Here is a 17,908-nt window from a genome sequence, read left to right as displayed (position 1 = left end):
AGCAACCTCCTCCGATATCATACTCTTTATTACTCTTTTTTCTGCCCTTCTGTATCTAATACTTCCGGATAATCTCCATTAAAACATGCCATGCACATATCTTTTTTAGGTATACAGGAAATAGCTCTTGCTAGACCTTCTTCTGACAAATATTGTAATCTATCCGCCCCAATAAATTTTCTAATCTCTTCCAACGTGTGTGTAGCGCCAATTAACTGTTTCCTCTCTGCTGTATCTATACCGAAATAACAAGGATAACATACCGGTGGAGAACTAATCAGTAAATTTACTTCTTTAGCTCCTGCTTTTTTTAATAATCGGACAATAATTCCACTTGTAGTACCACGAACAATCGAATCATCAATCAGTACAATTCGTTTTCCTTCCACATTACAGCGAATAGGATTCAGTTTCATTCGTACGGCTATTTCTCTATTTTTTTGACCGGGCTTAATAAAAGTACGCCCCATATATTTATTTTTGAGTAAACCGACAGAGTAAGGAATTCCGGATACTTCCGCATAACCTCTCGCTGCTACATTCCCCGAATCAGGAACACTCATAACTACATCTCCATCAAATTGTGCTTCTTTCCACAGCTGCCTTCCCATTTCAAGACGTGCTTCATAAACACTTTGTCCGTTAATAATAGAATCAGGTCGTGCAAAATATATATATTCAAAAGAACACATTCCTAATCGTGCCGGACGATAAGCCTCAAACCATTCACTATGTAATCCCTCTTCATCAATAGTTACAATTTCTCCCGGCTGCACATCTCTATAATATTGAGCATCGATAAGATCTAGTGCAGCGGTTTCAGATGCTAAAACCCAGCCTTTTTCAGTCTGTCCAATAACTAAGGGACGATATCCCAATGGATCACGAACACCATAGAGTGAATGATTAGTGCATACGACTAAAGCATATGCTCCACGGATCTCGCTCATCACTTCTTTAATTTGATCTTCAATTCGTCTTTCTTTAGAGCGAGCCAGAAGTTTAATAATAACCTCTGTATCCATAGTAGTTTGAAAAGTAGCTCCACCTTGTAACAAACGTGTTTTCAATGAAATAGTGTTTGTTAAATTTCCATTATGTGCTATGGCAACAGATCCATTAATACCTTCTGCTTGTAATGGTTGAATATTACTGGAAACAGAGGAACCCGTAGTACTATAACGTACATGACCTATCCCAATAAATCCTTCTTTTTCCGGTATTTGTCTAAAAACTTCTGTAACCAATCCCATTCCACGAAAAGTTTCCATACTCTTTCCATCAGAAATAGTAATTCCGGCACTTTCTTGTCCTCGGTGTTGTAATGCAAACAATCCATAATAGGTTTCAAGTCCTGCTTGCCGTTCATGATCAAAAATCCCGAATACACCACATTCTTCATGAGGTCTATAATCATAAATTATATTTGTAGACTTCACTATACACTCCTGTTTTCACTCTAGGTAATTATACATACTGTATATCCTATATATTAAAATTGTTCTCCAGTTAATAATTCATATGCTTCTTTATATTTACCAATGGTCTTTTCAATAATTTCTTTTGGAAGCGCATCTGTCGGATTTTCTTTCAAATAATCTCGCACAAATTGTTTATCATAAGACGGTTGACCTCTACCAACTTCATAACCTTTTAGTGGCCAGAAACGAGAATTATCCGGTGTCAATATTTCATCACCTAGAATAAATTCTCCTTTTTCATTAAGTCCAAATTCAAATTTAGTATCTGCTATGATAATTCCTTTTTCTAAAGCATAATCAGCACATTTTTTATACAATGCTAAAGAAAGATCTCTTAATTTTTCCATATATTCTTTTCCTTTACCCGGAAAGAATTTATCTAACCAAACAGCCCCTTCTTCCATGGAAATATTCATATCATGCTCACCCACCGGTGCTTTAGTACTGGGAGTAAATAATGCTTCAGGAAGTTTTTGGCACTCTTTAAGGCCTTCAGGTAATGAAATACCACATACATGTCCATCCATTTTATAACTTTCCCAACCGCTACCGGTAATATACCCGCGAACAATACATTCTACAGGAATCATATCCAGCTTTAAAGTCTTCATGCTACGTTTTGCAAACCAGTCTGTTTGAAAAAATTCAGGCATATCCTTTGTGTCAACAGAAAGCATATGATTAGGAATAATATCTTTAGTTAAATTAAACCAAAACTTGGACATATAGTTTAATACATCGCCCTTTTCAGGGATATCTGTTTCCAATATTTTATCAAAAGCGGAAATACGATCGGTACACACCATAACTAAACTATCTTCTAAATCGTATAATTCTCTAACTTTTCCTTCTTTATAGGGCTTGTACTGTTTCATGATATTCTCCTTTAATCTTTTAACTTTTCTTGTATTGTTTTATCTTTTTCATAAATACTTTTTGCCATATTATTTCGATACGCCTTATATTGATCACACAATACCGCATCTGATAATGCACCCATTTGAACCGCTAAAAGAGCTGCATTTTTAGCACCATCAATAGCTACAGTAGCAACCGGCATACCGCTTGGCATTTGAACAATCGATAATAACGCATCCATTCCATCCAATGTATTACCGGAAAGAGGAACTCCTATAACAGGCTTAGTAGTAAGACTTGCAACTACACCAGGAAGTGCCGCTGCCATACCGGCACCGGCAATAAAAACAGCTACTCCTTTTTCTTCTTGTGTTTCTACAAAATCAATCAGTTTCTCCGGTGTTCGATGTGCGGATGCTAATGCTACATCATATGTCACTTCAAATTGATTTAAAATCTCAACCGCTTTTTTCATTACAGAAAGATCCGAATCACTTCCCATTACTATTGCAACATGCATTAGAAATCCTCCTTATAACTCCTTCTATTTCATACAGAAAATAAAAACACTCCCTGCATAAAGAAAACAGTCTTTTTTAAAGACAATAATCCATTATACAGAGAGTTGTTCCATGCGGACATAGAGTTATACTGCATTATAAACACAAATAATAACACACAATAATATACAATCTCCCCCGGGACAACATGCATAAGGCTAACCGCTGCGCTTGCCAATCCTCGATGCAGGAACCCAGACAAATGTGTCATTATAACTCCTTTTAGAAAAAACAAAGAGTCAGTTGTAAATAAGCTGACTCTTGAGTCCTACCAGTCCAATTAACTTCATTGTATATGCTTTAATATAAATTGTCTAGATTATTTTACACTTTTTAATAATTATTTATATTTATTTTTTTATATCACAATAATAAAGTATACTTTGATAGATAATTACATATATTATTACTTTAAGACTATTCATATATTTGGTTTTCTTTTATATAGCATATACTTATACAATAATAAAAAGAGAGAATTCATTCTCTCTTTTTATTATTGTATTATTCTTCCGGAAGTTCTGCGTTATGATACACTTCCTGTACATCATCCATTTCTTCTAATTCAGCAATAAGACGACTCATTGTTTCTGCCTGATCCCCTTCTAAATTTACAGTGGTATCAGGAATCATTGCCACTTCTGATGCTTCAACAGGAATATTTTCGTTTTCAATAGCTTCTGAAACTGTCAAAAAATCTTCAGGAGAAGTAATAACCTGGAAAGTATCTCCTTCTGTAATTACATCTTCCGCCCCTGCTTCCAGTGCAATTAGCATTACATTATCTTCTTCCGCTTTTTCTTTGTCAATAATAATAGTTCCTTTACGCTTAAACATCCATCCAACAGAACCTGTTGCGCCTAAAGAACCCCCATTGTGATTAAAAGCGTGACGAATATCTGCTGCCATACGGTTGCGATTATCTGTATTGCATTCTGCAATAATAGCTGCTCCACCAGGACCATACCCTTCATAAGTTACTTCATCAAACCCGGCACCGGTAGAAGCCCCAACCCCTTTATCAATAGCACGTTTAATAATATCTTTAGGAACATTATTTTGCCTTGCTTTAGTTAATGCTAACTTTAAACGCATATTACCAACAGGATTTCCTCCACCCATACGAGCTGCTATTGTAATTTCTTTTGAAATTTTTGTAGTTACTTTTGCTCGCATAGCATCATTTTTACCTTTTGTACGCTTAATATTTGCCCATTTTGAATGTCCTGACATTATAAAGCCTCCTTATTTCCACCAAGATTCCCCTAATAAACGATCTAAGATAATAGCTACCGCACTTCTTACACATAAATGATTATATTCTCCACCCCCATAAATTGGCTCAAGAATATAATCAAAATTTTTCATCATTTCTTTTGTCATTCCAAATCCGGTTCCGAAGAGAATAAATATTGGATTTTCTTCTTCCAAAATTTTTTTACGTATAAAGGGATATCCTACTGTATTAGGATACACCCTGGCATCTGTAGTAACAACAATCGGTTTCTTTCCACATTCTTTTTCAATCGTATTTACAGCTGTTTCCAAATCGGAAACTAATTCAGTTGTTATAAATGCATCTTTTCTATCCGGATTATATTGAGTTCCATAACCGCTTTTCCAATGATTCATGACACGATATGCCATTTCACGCTGTTTTTCTATAGGATGAATAATAAAGTATGTCGATACATTATATGTCCTCGCTGTTCGGGATATATCATGAAGATCATAGTTGGTAAGTGCCGTTGTTACTATCTCCATATGTTTATTATAAATTGGATAGTGCAATAACCCAATATAAACTGGTGCCATATTTACGCCTCGTTTTCTTCATCAAGAATTTCTTTTATCATTTTTTTATCTTCTTTAGATAAAATCAGTTTTTTCATAAGATCCGGTCTTTCTTGCATCGTTCTACGTAAAGACTCTTTCCTTCTCCATTTCGCAATATTCGCATGATGCCCTGAAATCAAAACTTCAGGAACCTTCATCCCTCTGAAATCATACGGCTTTGTATATTGAGGATATTCTAATATAGGTTCATAAAAAGAATCTGTGGTAGCACTACTGCTATCACCAAGAACACCAGGAATCATTCTTGAAACTGCATCAGCAATAACCATTGCCCCCAACTCCCCACCGGTAAGCACATAATCCCCAATAGAAATCAATTCATCCGCTAAATACTTTTCTACTCGATGGTCGACCCCCTCATAATGTCCACAGATAAGAACCAAATGGTTATAATCACGATGTAGTTGTTTAGCTTTATCTTGTGTAAACGGTTGTCCTGCCGGAGATAAAAATATAACTCGGTCTTTTTCTGTCTTAGTGGGAAGTACGGATGCTACTGCATCAAACAAAGGCTCACATTGCATAAGCATGCCTGCACCACCGCCATAGATAGTATCGTCCACATGACGATGCTTATTTTTTGAAAAAGTGCGTGGATCTGTAACTTCCATCTCCACATACCCCGACTCAATCGCCCTCTTAATAATACTTTGATTAAAAAAAGACTCTATAAAATCAGGAAATAAAGATAAAATATCTATTTTCATATGCTATGCCCATTCTGGAAGTTTCACTGTAATTATACGCTTCTCTTTATCAGTATTTAACACACAAGAAGGAATTACAGGGAGATATATCTCTTTACCATCCGGCAGTTTAACTGCATACACTTTATTAGCACCTGTTTCCAATATTTGAGAAAGAGTTCCTATAACTTCCCCCATATCTGATACAACTGTCATCCCAATAAGTTCAAAATAGTAAATGGCTCCTTCCGGACGTTTAGGAAGTAAAGAAAATGGTACTTCTACCGTCTCACCAACTAAAGTTTCAGCCATATTCCTATCATCTATTCCCTCTAAATGAACAATATAGATGTTTTTATGCGGACGTGCGGAAAGAAGGTCATATATATGACCTTTTATGTAAATATTTTTTAATTTTTTATAAATAGATGGTCGATCCGTATCCGGTAATATACGCAAATCACCCCGCACACCATGCGGGGCTACGATTCGACCGATAATTATCAATTCATCGGATTTCATATGTTGTTAATTGCGAAAAGCTACAACCTTTCCGTCTTCTACAAGAATTTCCCCAGCCAATACTTGATTCATGTCGTCTCCTACACGAAGAGTTACTACACGAGTCATAGAAGGACGAACAATTTCTGCGCCGATAGTAAGTTTATTAAGATGTTCTTTATCTGCGAGAAGTTTTTCCTTAACCTGAGTCATTTGAAATTTTTGCTGTTCAAACTGAGCACGAAGAGAAGCTACTCCCTGCATATTCAACTTAGCTTGTTCAGCAATCTTGCCATTAGCTTCAAATTCAAGACTAGACAAATCATGTTCCACACGACTGAGGTTCTGGTCAATTTCATTCATTAATGTGTTTTTCAACGTTTCTGTTAACTTAGACTTAACTGTAACAGGAACGAGAATCTGCATTTCATCCATTTCTGTACCCCTTAAACAATATCAACAGCTACTTTAATGCCCTTTTTGAGAGCACCTGCTTTGACTACAGTTCGAATTGCATCTGCAATTCGACCACGTCTGCCGATGACTTTCCCCATATCCTCAGGGGCAACATGGATTTGATAAACCTCCATATTCCCCTTTTGAACTATGGTTACCGAGACAGCGTCTGGATCTTTGACGAGAGCCTTAGTGATAACTTCCACCAATTCTTTCATAAGTAGACGCCTCCCTTACTTCTTTGCTTCTGCAAACTTAGCAAGAATTCCATTCTTCTTCAAGATAGAACGAACAGTGTCTGTTGGCTGTGCACCTTTGCTTAACCAATAAACAGCCTTTTCTCCATCAATCTGTACCGGTGCGTCCAACTTAGTTGGATCATACCAACCCAAAGTTTCGGTCGGAACACCATTACGAGCTTCGCGAGAGTCAATAACAACAATGCGATAGAATGGATTTTTCTTTGCACCCATACGAGTTAAACGAATTTTTAACATAATTTCACCTCCTCAATTTATTTGCTATTATCTATGGAACATCCCTGAAAAGCCGTTGCCAAACAAGGATGAGTTCATGCGTTTATTATTTTTCATACGTTTCATTTGCTTTTTCATTTCTTTAAATTGCTTGACCATACGATTTACATCTTGAATTTGAGTACCGCTGCCATCTGCAATTCGCTTTCTTCTACTTCCATTTAAAATTTCAGGCTTTCTACGTTCTTCCGGGGTCATAGAATAAATAATGGCTTCCAAATGTTTCATCTCTTTTCCATCAAGATCCACATCTTTTAATGCCTCTTTATATTTGCCCATTCCCGGAATAAGCCCTAAAAGACTTTGTAACGAGCCTAATTTCTTTATTTGATGAAGCTGAGTAAGAAAATCGTCTAAAGTAAACTCTCCTTTAGACAATTTAGAGGCTGCTTCTTGCATTTCTTCTTCATCAATAGCTGTCTTAGCTTTATCAATTAAAGTTTCCAAATCGCCTAAGTCTAAAATACGACTAGCCATACGAGCCGGATAGAAGTCTTCTAAACCGCCATCTAATTTCTCGCTCATCCCAATCAATTTGATAGGCTTACCGGTTACACTCTTAATGGAAAGTGCTGCACCGCCTCTTGCATCACCATCCATCTTAGTGAGTATCGTTCCATCAATACCCAAACTTTCATCAAAAGCAGATGCTGTAGTTACTGCATCTTGCCCTGTCATAGAATCTAACACCAATAAAATTTCATGTGGATGAACCTTACTTTTTATAAGACGAAGTTCTTCCATCAACTCTTCATCAATCGTAAGTCTTCCTGCTGTATCAAGAATAACCACATCTCGGCCTAATTTCCTTGCTTCATCCAATGCATTTCTAGCTATTTCAACCGGAGAATTGCTACCTTCTATAGTAAATACAGGAACTTTAACTTGTTCACCAAGAATTTGCAACTGTTTAATAGCTGCAGGACGATATACATCGCAAGCTACCAGCATTGGATTTTTGCCTTGCTTTTTTAATCGCAACGCAAGCTTACCGACTGTAGTAGTTTTACCTGCCCCTTGCAATCCTACAAGCATAAGTACTGTAAGACCCGTAGAAGAAATTGTAATTTTACTGGATGTACCACCCAATAATTCCGTCAATTCATCACGTACAATTTTTATAACAGTTTGATCCGGTTTCAAACTCCCAAAGACTTCTTCTCCTAAAGCCTTTTCTCGCACATTAGCAATGAATTGCTTTGCCACTTTAAAATTGACATCTGCTTCCAGTAAAGACTTTCTTACTTCACGAAGTGCATTATCAATATCATCGGGAGATAACTTTCCCTTTCCACGTAAATCTTTAAACGCATTTCGTAGCCGATCACCTAAATTCTCAAATGGCATGTATTCACCTTCATTCTGATAATAGTTCCAACCATATTTCCGCTTTTTTTAGTTGTGTTTCCGTTAATATATTTTTTACATTAACAAGGGCTTTTTGTTTTTCTTTTTTTTTGTAAAGAAGACAGAGTGTCTTTTCATAATAGGCAAGCTGCTCTTCTCCATGACGCATAGCATCATGAACAGCTTGTCTTGAAATCCGAAAATGTTCCGCAATTTCTGCCAATGTCAAGTTTTCATTATAGTATAAATCCAAACAATCTCTTTGTCTTTTTGTCAAAAGCTCTCCGTAGCAATCTAGAAGTTCGCCTTTTTTTATAATATTTGTTAGCAACATAAAATCACCATTTCGGAAGTCATTATATCAATACCGATTAGTAGCGTCAAGTATTTTTTCTTTACAAGTCATATTTTTTCTTATACACATGTAATAAATCAATAAATTCTTTTTCAGATTGAGCCTTCATTATACCTCGCCGTAATTCGGTTGCTTTTCTTAATCCACGAAAATAATGACTTGCATGTGCTCGCATTTCTCGTACAGCTACATACTCACCTTTATCAATGACTAACCCTTTTAAATGCAATTCCGCCATCCTTAATTTTTCTCCGGCAGTTGGTTCAGAAAGAATGCTTCCATCTTGTAAATAAGCATTTACACTTCTAAAAATCCAAGGATTCCCCCAAGCAGCACGACCGATAGCAATACCGGCACAACCGGTTTCCTCCATAAGTCGTTTTGCTGAAATCCCGTCTACTACATCTCCATTACCAAATACAGGAATAGCTACAGATTCTACGACCCTTTTTATAACATCCCAATGTGCATGCCCCATGTACATTTCTGATCGAGTTCTACCATGTACAGTAATAGCTGCAGCACCGGCTTCCTCTACTGCTTGTGCCAGTTCTATACAGTTGATAGATTTTTCGTCCCATCCGATACGCATTTTTACTGTTACAGGAACAGATACTGCACGAACTATAGATTTTACAATATCTGCTGCTAAAGAAACATTTTTCATTAAAGCGGATCCTTCTCCATTTCTAACTATTTTATGCATAGGACACCCCATATTGATATCCACTATATCTGCCCCAACTTTTTGAACTTCTTTTGCTGCAAAAGCCATAATATCCGGATCACTTCCAAAAAGTTGGATAGTTACAGGATGTTCTCCTTCATGAATTTTTAACATATTTTTAGTTTTTTCATTATTGAAATATAACCCCTTAGCACTTACCATTTCTGTTGTTGTCATAGCTGCACCATGATTCATGGCTATAACACGATATGGCAAATCACTGACACCTGCCATAGGGGCTAATACTGCCCAACCATTAAGCTTTATATTTCCTATTTTTGGCTTTTCCGTAACCACAGTAAACCTCACTTTATCCAATACCAACTTTTATTTTTTATCTTAGTTATCCATATATAACGATTTAATTCCTATAATCAATCATTTAATTTTATCAAAAACTAAATGACTTGCCTATCCAATAGTAAATATTTTATTATTGATACAATAACTTAATCTAGAATATAAATACACATAGCTATAGAAAGGAACTTATACATGTATCTCGAAAAAATTCAAACTCCTAACGACATCAAACACTATACACCTCATGAACGTAAAATATTAGCACAAGAGATGCGTGATGCTATGCTTATTCGAACCAGTATACACGGTGGTCATTTTGGTCCGGACTTTGGAATCGTAGAAGCAACTATTGCACTTCATACAGTTTTTGATTCTCCCAAAGATAAAATTGTCTTTGACATTTCGCATCAATGCTATCCACATAAAATGTTAACCGGGCGTAAAGATGCTTTCTTATATAAAGAGCATTACAATGATGTATCCGGTTATACCAATCCTGATGAAAGTGAACATGATTTTTTTAATGTCGGCCACACCTCGACTTCTTTAAGTCTTGCTTCAGGTTTAGCTAAAGCAAGAGATCTCAAGTGCGACTCGGAAAATATTATTGCTGTTATAGGTGATGGTTCTATGAGTGGTGGAGAAGCACTTGAAGGACTGGATACTATCGGTGAATTAGGTACAAACCTAATTATTATTTTCAATGATAACAATCAATCCATTGCAGAATTACATGGTGGTATGTATCGTTCATTTAGTGAACTGCGAAAGACTAACGGTAAATCTCCTAACAACCTTTTTAAAGCAATGGGATTAGATTATCGGTTTGTTGCAGATGGAAATAATACAGAAAAGCTTATTCAAATCTTTCAAGAAGTGAAAAATATTGATCATCCCATAGTCATTCATATATGTACCCAAAAGGGTAAAGGATATAAACTTGCAGAAGAAAATAAAGAAGCTTGGCACTATCGAGATGCCTTCGACATAGAAACCGGTGAATTAAAAGAACAGTTCTTAAATCCTTATGCAGAATTAACTGCCACTTATTTATTAGACCGGATGAAAACAGACAAAAAGTTAGTCGCCATAGCAGCTGCTACCCCTTCTGCGCTCGGTTTCAATAAAGAGCGAAGAGAACAAGCCGGAGCACAATATATAGATGTCGGAATTGCAGAAGAACAGGCTGTTGCTATGGCATCCGGTTGTTCTAAAAACGGTGTTCATCCTGTATTTGCTACTGCTGCCACATTCTGGCAACGTACTTATGACCAAATATCACAAGATGTCTGCATCAATAATAATCCTGTAACTTTTCTTGTCTGTTGGGCAGGATTTTATGGAATGAACGATGTAACACATTTAGGCATTTTTGATATCCCCATGTTATCTTCCATTCCCAACTTAGTTTATATAGCACCCACTTCACTCAAAGAATATAAAGCGGTATTAGATTGGTCTATTAATCAGAAAAATCATCCGGTAGCCATTCGTGTTCCTTTACCTCAATTTACAGATTCCAACAGTCCGATTCGCCATTCTTATGACGATATTAATTCTTATGAAGCAACCCAATCAGGGAATGCGGTCGCCATATTAGGTGTAGGGAATATGTATCATATAGCTGTAAAAGTCGCATCATTACTCAAAAAAGAAAATATACAAGCTACACTTATCAATCCTTTATTTATTAGCAGTATAGATAAGGAATTATTAACGCAATTACAAACTAACCATCATCTAGTTTGTACAATTGAAGATGGGATTTTAGCAGGTGGCTTTGGTGAAAAAATTGCAGGTTTCTATGCGCCAACAACTATGCGCGTTCTAAATTTCGGATTAGAGAAAAACTTTTATGACCGCTACGATTATGAAGAACTTGCAAAAACAAATCATTTGACTCCTCAGCAAATAGCACAAGATACATTACAACTTTTACATACATTACAAAATAAAAATTCTTAAAAATAAATGAAAAACCCCGTTCTTACGAACGAGTTTTTTTATTTATAGTACCGCTGCATGAACCGGATTTTCCGATTCTTTTTCCAACACATCTTTTAAATCATGGTTAGTCATAGCACATACAGCTGCATCAGACCATACATTTTCTGCTGTTTCAATCATATCTATAATCGTGTAAATAGGAAGAATTACCCCCATCAATCCCAAAGGCGCACCAATAGAAGACATAAGAGATAATGTTAAGAAATAGCAACCCATAGGTACTCCGGCATTTCCGATTGCTGAAATAACGGCAATAAATATCCATAAAATCATAGTATTTAAACTAAGGTCAAACCCCGCATTCTGCATAACAAATAAAGAAGTGGTTAATATGAATGCTGCACAACCATTCATATTTATAGTAGTGCATATAGGAAGAACAAAACGTGAAACGGAACGATTGACTTTCATATTTTGTTCTGCAGAAGCCAATGTTACAGGTAATGTTCCTGCTGAACTTTTAGTAAATAATGCCACAGCTAAAGCGGAAGACATTTGTTTAAATACAAGCACGGGATTCAATCCTCTTGCTTTTAAGAATAAAGGAATCACGATAAAGAATTGAATGGCATTACTGCCAAGAACTACTGCCAAATATTTACCAAGAGTACCCACAATAACACCGGCTTCAATTTGAGCTGACAACTGTGCAGCAAAAGCGGTAATCCCTACGGGGAGAATCCATAACAATGCTTTTATAAGTGTAAATAACAACTCCTGTAATCCGTGAATAGTCTTAATAAGCATATCTCTATTTTCTGTCTTTGGCATAAAAGCAAGTGCCAAACCGGAAGAAGCTGCAATAAATAAAACAGATAACACATTCCCGGACAGAAAAGGAGCTAAAATGTTGTTAGGAACTACAGATAAGAAATGATCATAATAACTTAATGTTTGTAAATTAGCAGGTACAGAGCCGGCTCCTGCACCAATAACTTGGCTGGGAATATTTCCGGGAGCAATCAGTAGATATAAAGAAAAAGCTACTAGCGCAGACGAAAAAGTAGTTAATAAAGTATAGGTAATGGTGTGAGCAAAGATACGACCGGTATTTTTCTTTGCGCCTAAAGATGCCAAAGTAGTAATCACTGCCAAAGCAATAGTAGGCACAGAAATAAATTGAAACAACCGAGTAAATACTGTAGCTACAAAGTTAAATAATTCATTAAGAGCAGTATTATTTAACCATCCTAGAACTGCACCTAAAAGTAAAGCTGCTGTCCAAATAATTAATTGTCTCTTGTTTTTTTGTTTTTGACTAGCACGTAATACAGCATCAGCTTGACCTTTCACTGTATTGTGTCCATGGCAAGATGCACACATGATAACTCCTCCTTGTTTTTTAAAATCAAAAAGCTTCCGCCCCTAAGGGACGAAAGCTTTGTTTCGTGATTCTCACCCAAATTCACAAATATGTCACCATATTTGCCTCTACCGGTACGTGTTCATACCGTGAACGCTATATCGGGCGTACCCGAGAAAACCTACTTCATTCAGCCTCTAAGCTCCGGAATGCACTTCAGTCTCTTATCTGTACCCGCTTTCACTGTCCGGGCTCGCTATGCCATCATGGAAGACTTACTCTTTCCTTCATTGCTTTATATGATACATCTACTATATCGTTAAAAAAATAATTTGTCAACAGTTCACATTATTAGAAGTGTTAAACACCTAAGAGTTCTAATAATTCATGAATACTCTTTTTTCCAAAATGAAGTTTTCCCTCATCAATCATAAAACAGGGAACACTCATAATATTATACTTGTCCTTAAATGCAGGATAGTGTTGCAAGTCATACACATCAACAGTTACATGTGGAGATCCTGCAGCAATACGTTCTGCAGCTGCCACTAAATCAGGACACATAGTACATGTTAAAGAAATAACTAAGCGAATATGCTTATTTTCTTTAATAGATTGGATTCTCTTTTCTATTTCTTCTCCTACATCCTGTCCGGGACCTGCAGCATTATATAACGCTAAGATAAATGAATTAAATTCATGTCCGCCGGGAACACCATGGAAACGCATACCCATATCATTCCCATAAGCGTCTATAATAGCAATCGTGTTTTTAAAATCATCAGTTGCTGCAACAATATCCGTAGAAATTTTAGCTGATAGTTGAGCTAATTCCTCAATTAACTTCTTATTTTCAGATGCATAAGTAGAGTTATCATCATACAGTCTCAATGTAATCGGATTTGCTAAGCGTGCTAATACAGGAGCCAGTGCTTGACGAATAGAATCGTCTAAATAGGATCCATTGCTTGCTTTTACAGTTTCTACTTTTTCTTCTTTTTTAGGAATAACTACTTTTTTATATTCTCTCTTTATACCAAGATTTCTATATAATTGTTCAATGTACTTTTCTAACGAAGTAGCAGCAATAGCTCCATCAGAAACAGCAGTCACTACCTGTCTCAAATTCTTAACACAAATATCACCGGCACCATATACGCCTGCAAGGTTTGTCTTCTGATCACGGTCAGTGATAATATAACCGCGATCATCCAACTCTACTTGCCCTTGAATTAATTTATTTTCCGGAGCATAACCGGTAAATACGAATACTCCGCAAAAATCTCCGGAATCAGCATCATATCTCTTCTCTTCACCGGTTTCTGTATTTTCTAAAATAACACTGCGAATGGCTTCATTTCCTAACACTTCCTTAATTTTAGTATGTGTGAGTACGGTAACCTTTTCATGACTCTTCAACTCATCTACTGCTGGAGAATGAATAGAGAAATCGTCACGACGAACCACCATAAATACACGACGTGCATAACGTGTCAGGAAAAGACCTTCTTCTACCGCAGCAAATCCGCCTCCAACCACAAAAATATCCTTATCGGTAAAAAACTCCCCATCACAAGTTGCACAATAAGCTACACCGTGACCTTTAAAATCTTCTTCCCCTTTAAAACCGGCTGCTCGGGGATGTGCACCTGCTGCATAAATAATTCCCGGTGCTGAAAAATCACCACGAGTAGTATGTACTGTCTTATAGGTGCCGGATAATTCTAATCCTGTAACTTCCGCGGACAAAAATGTTGCACCAAAATTTTCTGCTTGGCGATGCATATCTGCTGTTAGATTTTTACCATTCGTAGCAAGAATTCCCGGATAATTTACAACTTCTCCTGTAATTACAATTTGCCCACCAATAGCATCTCTTTCTACTACTAAAACATTAAACTGTGCACGTGCCAAATAAATAGCGGCGGACAGCCCTGCAGGACCTCCGCCAACTATTATGGCATCATACTTCTTTTCCATGATGCCTCTCCTTTTTATAACTTACCTACTAAATCAAATGTCGGCTTAAGAGTTTCTGCACCCGGTTTCCACTTAGCCGGACAAACCTGATCACCATGTTCATAAACAAACTGAGACGCAGCAACTTTACGAATTAATTCTTCTGCATTACGCCCGATGTTGTCAGATACTACTTCATAAGAAGCAACTTTACCTTCCGGATTAATAACGATGGTTCCACGTTCCGCCATCCCGTCTGCCGGACTATATAAACTAAACATCTTAGTAAGCTGTCCATTCGGATCTCCAATCATCGGATAAGTTACATGATTAATTCTATCGGAAGAATCATGCCATGCCTTATGAACGAAATGGGAATCCATAGATATAGAATAAATTTCACAACCAAGCTTCTTAAATTCTTCATAGTTATCCTGAAGGTCTGCCAATTCGGTTGGACATACAAAAGTAAAATCTCCCGGATAGAAGAATAATACACTCCATTTACCAAGAAGATCTTTTTTGCTAATCTTCACAAATTCCCCATTGGAATAAGCATCTGCAGTAAAATCTTCAATTTCCATACGCAACATAGATGCTGCCGGTTTCTGTTCAAGCTTTGACTGAAGTAGCTGTAATAACTGTTCATTTGTAATTTCCATAATAATTTCCTCCTTATTTAAAACTATTTTTATCAATCTACATTGAAAATATTTGATTTATCTGTACTGATTCTATCATTGCTATTTATAGTCGTCAATACCCAGAATAAAAAATTTATTCAAGTATTTTTTATACTCTACTAATATCTTACACTTTTATATTAACATTCGTATTAAATTTTAAAAATATAAGCAAAAGCTGTAAAACTCTAAACTAGAATTTTACAGCTTTCTTTTATAAATCCAAATTTGTTACATTTTCTGCATTTTCTTCAATAAACTTACGTCTAGGTTCTACTTTGTCCCCCATTAAAACATCAAAAATATGATCTGCTTCTACGGCATCCATTAAATCTACACGGAACATAATTCTATTCTTAGGGTCCATTGTTGTATCCCACAACTGCTCAGGATTCATTTCACCAAGCCCTTTATAACGCTGAATATAGCTTCCTTCTAAGCCAATTTCTTCAATAAGCTTATTCTGTTCATCATCGTTATAAGTATAATACTTTTTCTTACCTTTTCGAACTTGATAAAGTGGGGGTTGTGCAATAAATACATGTCCTTCTGTAATAAGTTTCGGCATATAACGGTAGAAAAATGTCAATAGTAAGGTACGAATATGTGCACCATCAACATCGGCATCCGTCATAATAATAATTTTATGATATCTAAGTTTTTCGATATCAAAATCTTGCCCAATTCCGGTACCGAATGCAGTAATCATAGTACGAATAGCATCGCTATTAAGCACTCTATCCAAACGTGCCTTTTCTACATTAAGAATCTTACCTCGCAATGGTAAAATTGCTTGATATCTTCTATCTCGTCCTGATTTTGCACTTCCACCTGCAGAATCTCCTTCTACAATATAGAGTTCCGTGAATTTCGGATCTCGTTCTGAACAATCCGCTAACTTACCCGGCAAACTGGATACTTCCAATGCATTTTTTCTACGAGTTAATTCTCTTGCACGACGAGCGGCTTCTCTTGCACGACTTGCAGTAATACTCTTTCCAATAATTTCCTTAGCTTCCGCCGGATGTTCTTCTAAATAAACACGTAACCCTTCACTCGTAATGTTATCTACAATACCTTTAACTTCCTGATTCCCCAATTTAGTCTTTGTTTGTCCTTCAAATTGTGGATTAGGTACTTTAACACTGATAACACAAGTAAGCCCTTCTCGTACATCTTCCCCTGTTAAATTTTCATCACTATTTTTAAGGAGTCCGTTCTTTCTTGCATAATCATTAATACAACGAGTCAAGGCCGTACGGAATCCGGATAAATGCATCCCACCTTCAATAGTATTGATATCATTAACGAAAGTGTACATATTTTCGGTATATCCGTTCTGATACTGAAGTGCAATATCTACGATAACCTTATCCTTTTCACCTTCAAATGCAATAACATCTTTAGTTACTAAATCTTTACCGTTATTTAAATATTTAACAAATTCTGTAATACCGCCTGCATAGTGAAATTCTTCACTCTTCGTAGTAGCAGGTCTATTATCCGTTAAGCGAATGCGAAGTCCTTTATTTAAAAATGCTAATTCTCTGACACGTACTTTTAATGTGTCATAACTAAAATCTACACCTTCTTTAAAAATTTCCGGATCAGGCATAAATGTAACAATGGTTCCGGTATGATCGGTCTTGTCTACAATAGTCATTTCCTTCGTAACTTCACCACGAGAAAACATCATTTCATACACATTACCATCACGATGAACCTGTACCTTCATCCATGAAGATAATGCATTAACTACAGAAACACCTACCCCATGAAGCCCACCGGAAATAGCATATCCGCCATCACCAAACTTACCACCGGCATGTAATACCGTTAATACTACTTCCAATGCCGGTTTTCCTGATTCATGCATATCTACAGGAATGCCTCGACCATTATCAACAACGGTACAACTTCCATCCTCATTAATACGAACTTCAATCTTATCACAAAATCCGGCTAATGCTTCATCTATACTATTATCTACAATTTCATACACTAAATGATGCAAGCCACGAGATGATGTAGATCCGATATACATCCCCGGACGAAGACGAACCGCTTCCAATCCTTCTAAGACCCTAATCTCACCTGCACTATAATTAGCATCTCCATTTTCTTCTATATGATTTGTTGGTACTTTATGAACGTTTTCGCTCATTTTATTTTCTCCTATGATGCAATAAAAAATCAGCGGAACAAAAAGAGCCGCTGTTACTGACTCAAATGCGTTTAAAACGCCCTTAAGAACTCTTTTATATTATACCATAAAGCTAAGTATATTCA

General features: G+C 36.5%; 18 protein-coding genes. 1 reads left to right on the top strand and 17 read right to left on the bottom strand.

The features are described from left to right. Positions 1–29: 29 nt before the first annotated feature. The 13 genes from purF to dusB form a co-directional block, all read right to left on the bottom strand. Positions 30–1,424, bottom strand: coding sequence for an amidophosphoribosyltransferase (gene purF, locus BCB69_RS00530; RefSeq protein WP_069177351.1), 1,395 nt, complete (start codon positions 1,422–1,424; stop codon positions 30–32). Positions 1,425–1,492: 68 nt separating this feature from the next. Further along, on the bottom strand, positions 1,493–2,356 hold the full coding sequence (locus tag BCB69_RS00525; RefSeq protein WP_069176712.1) for a phosphoribosylaminoimidazolesuccinocarboxamide synthase: 864 nt from the start codon (positions 2,354–2,356) through the stop codon (positions 1,493–1,495). Between the two features lie 11 nt (positions 2,357–2,367). Then, on the bottom strand, positions 2,368–2,859 hold the full coding sequence (gene purE / locus BCB69_RS00520; RefSeq protein WP_022513571.1) for a 5-(carboxyamino)imidazole ribonucleotide mutase: 492 nt from the start codon (positions 2,857–2,859) through the stop codon (positions 2,368–2,370). 544 nt (positions 2,860–3,403) lie between these two features. Beyond that, complete coding sequence (locus BCB69_RS00510) at positions 3,404–4,132, bottom strand: YebC/PmpR family DNA-binding transcriptional regulator (RefSeq protein ID WP_022513569.1); 729 nt, start codon at positions 4,130–4,132, stop codon at positions 3,404–3,406. Positions 4,133–4,144: 12 nt separating this feature from the next. Then, the gene (locus BCB69_RS00505; protein ID WP_069176711.1) at positions 4,145–4,714 is read right to left on the bottom strand and encodes an RNA methyltransferase; all 570 of its coding nucleotides are present in this window, start codon (positions 4,712–4,714) and stop codon (positions 4,145–4,147) included. A gap of 2 nt (positions 4,715–4,716) precedes the next feature. Then, positions 4,717–5,463 (bottom strand): tRNA (guanosine(37)-N1)-methyltransferase TrmD, encoded by a 747-nt coding sequence (gene trmD, locus BCB69_RS00500; RefSeq protein WP_022513567.1) that lies wholly within the window; start codon positions 5,461–5,463, stop codon positions 4,717–4,719. 3 nt (positions 5,464–5,466) lie between these two features. Beyond that, complete coding sequence (gene rimM / locus BCB69_RS00495; RefSeq protein ID WP_022513566.1) at positions 5,467–5,964, bottom strand: ribosome maturation factor RimM; 498 nt, start codon at positions 5,962–5,964, stop codon at positions 5,467–5,469. Positions 5,965–5,970: 6 nt separating this feature from the next. After that, entirely contained in the window at positions 5,971–6,378 is a 408-nt protein-coding gene (locus BCB69_RS00490) for a YlqD family protein (RefSeq protein ID WP_022513565.1), read from the bottom strand. Positions 6,379–6,389: 11 nt separating this feature from the next. After that, entirely contained in the window at positions 6,390–6,617 is a 228-nt protein-coding gene (locus BCB69_RS00485; RefSeq protein WP_022513564.1) for a KH domain-containing protein, read from the bottom strand. A gap of 15 nt (positions 6,618–6,632) precedes the next feature. Continuing rightward, the gene (gene rpsP / locus BCB69_RS00480; RefSeq protein ID WP_022513563.1) at positions 6,633–6,896 is read right to left on the bottom strand and encodes a 30S ribosomal protein S16; all 264 of its coding nucleotides are present in this window, start codon (positions 6,894–6,896) and stop codon (positions 6,633–6,635) included. Positions 6,897–6,923: 27 nt separating this feature from the next. Next, entirely contained in the window at positions 6,924–8,282 is a 1,359-nt protein-coding gene (ffh, locus tag BCB69_RS00475) for a signal recognition particle protein (protein ID WP_069176710.1), read from the bottom strand. 10 nt (positions 8,283–8,292) lie between these two features. Next, on the bottom strand, positions 8,293–8,616 hold the full coding sequence (gene ylxM / locus BCB69_RS00470) for a YlxM family DNA-binding protein (RefSeq protein WP_069176709.1): 324 nt from the start codon (positions 8,614–8,616) through the stop codon (positions 8,293–8,295). 61 nt (positions 8,617–8,677) lie between these two features. Further along, the gene (gene dusB, locus BCB69_RS00465) at positions 8,678–9,661 is read right to left on the bottom strand and encodes a tRNA dihydrouridine synthase DusB (RefSeq protein ID WP_236887191.1); all 984 of its coding nucleotides are present in this window, start codon (positions 9,659–9,661) and stop codon (positions 8,678–8,680) included. A gap of 198 nt (positions 9,662–9,859) precedes the next feature. On the opposite strand from dusB, the gene BCB69_RS00460 reads away from it, so the two are divergent. Beyond that, entirely contained in the window at positions 9,860–11,632 is a 1,773-nt protein-coding gene (locus BCB69_RS00460; RefSeq protein WP_069176708.1) for a 1-deoxy-D-xylulose-5-phosphate synthase, read from the top strand. A gap of 42 nt (positions 11,633–11,674) precedes the next feature. Here BCB69_RS00460 and BCB69_RS00455 read toward each other — a convergent pair whose 3' ends face one another. The 4 genes from BCB69_RS00455 to gyrB form a co-directional block, all read right to left on the bottom strand. Then, positions 11,675–12,997 carry a dicarboxylate/amino acid:cation symporter gene (locus BCB69_RS00455; RefSeq protein WP_069176707.1) on the bottom strand — a complete coding sequence of 441 codons (1,323 nt, stop codon included), beginning with the start codon at positions 12,995–12,997 and terminating at the stop codon, positions 11,675–11,677. 340 nt (positions 12,998–13,337) lie between these two features. Beyond that, on the bottom strand, positions 13,338–14,957 hold the full coding sequence (locus tag BCB69_RS00450; RefSeq protein WP_022513651.1) for an FAD-dependent oxidoreductase: 1,620 nt from the start codon (positions 14,955–14,957) through the stop codon (positions 13,338–13,340). A gap of 14 nt (positions 14,958–14,971) precedes the next feature. Next, complete coding sequence (gene ahpC, locus BCB69_RS00445) at positions 14,972–15,529, bottom strand: alkyl hydroperoxide reductase subunit C (protein ID WP_069177349.1); 558 nt, start codon at positions 15,527–15,529, stop codon at positions 14,972–14,974. 304 nt (positions 15,530–15,833) lie between these two features. Next, on the bottom strand, positions 15,834–17,783 hold the full coding sequence (gene gyrB / locus BCB69_RS00440; RefSeq protein WP_069176706.1) for a DNA topoisomerase (ATP-hydrolyzing) subunit B: 1,950 nt from the start codon (positions 17,781–17,783) through the stop codon (positions 15,834–15,836). Between the last annotated feature and the right edge of the window lie 125 nt (positions 17,784–17,908).

It is taken from the genome of Dialister pneumosintes (assembly GCF_001717505.1).
GTDB lineage: Bacteria > Bacillota > Negativicutes > Veillonellales > Dialisteraceae > Allisonella > Allisonella pneumosinta.
This window is presented reverse-complemented; position numbering and strand designations above follow the sequence as displayed.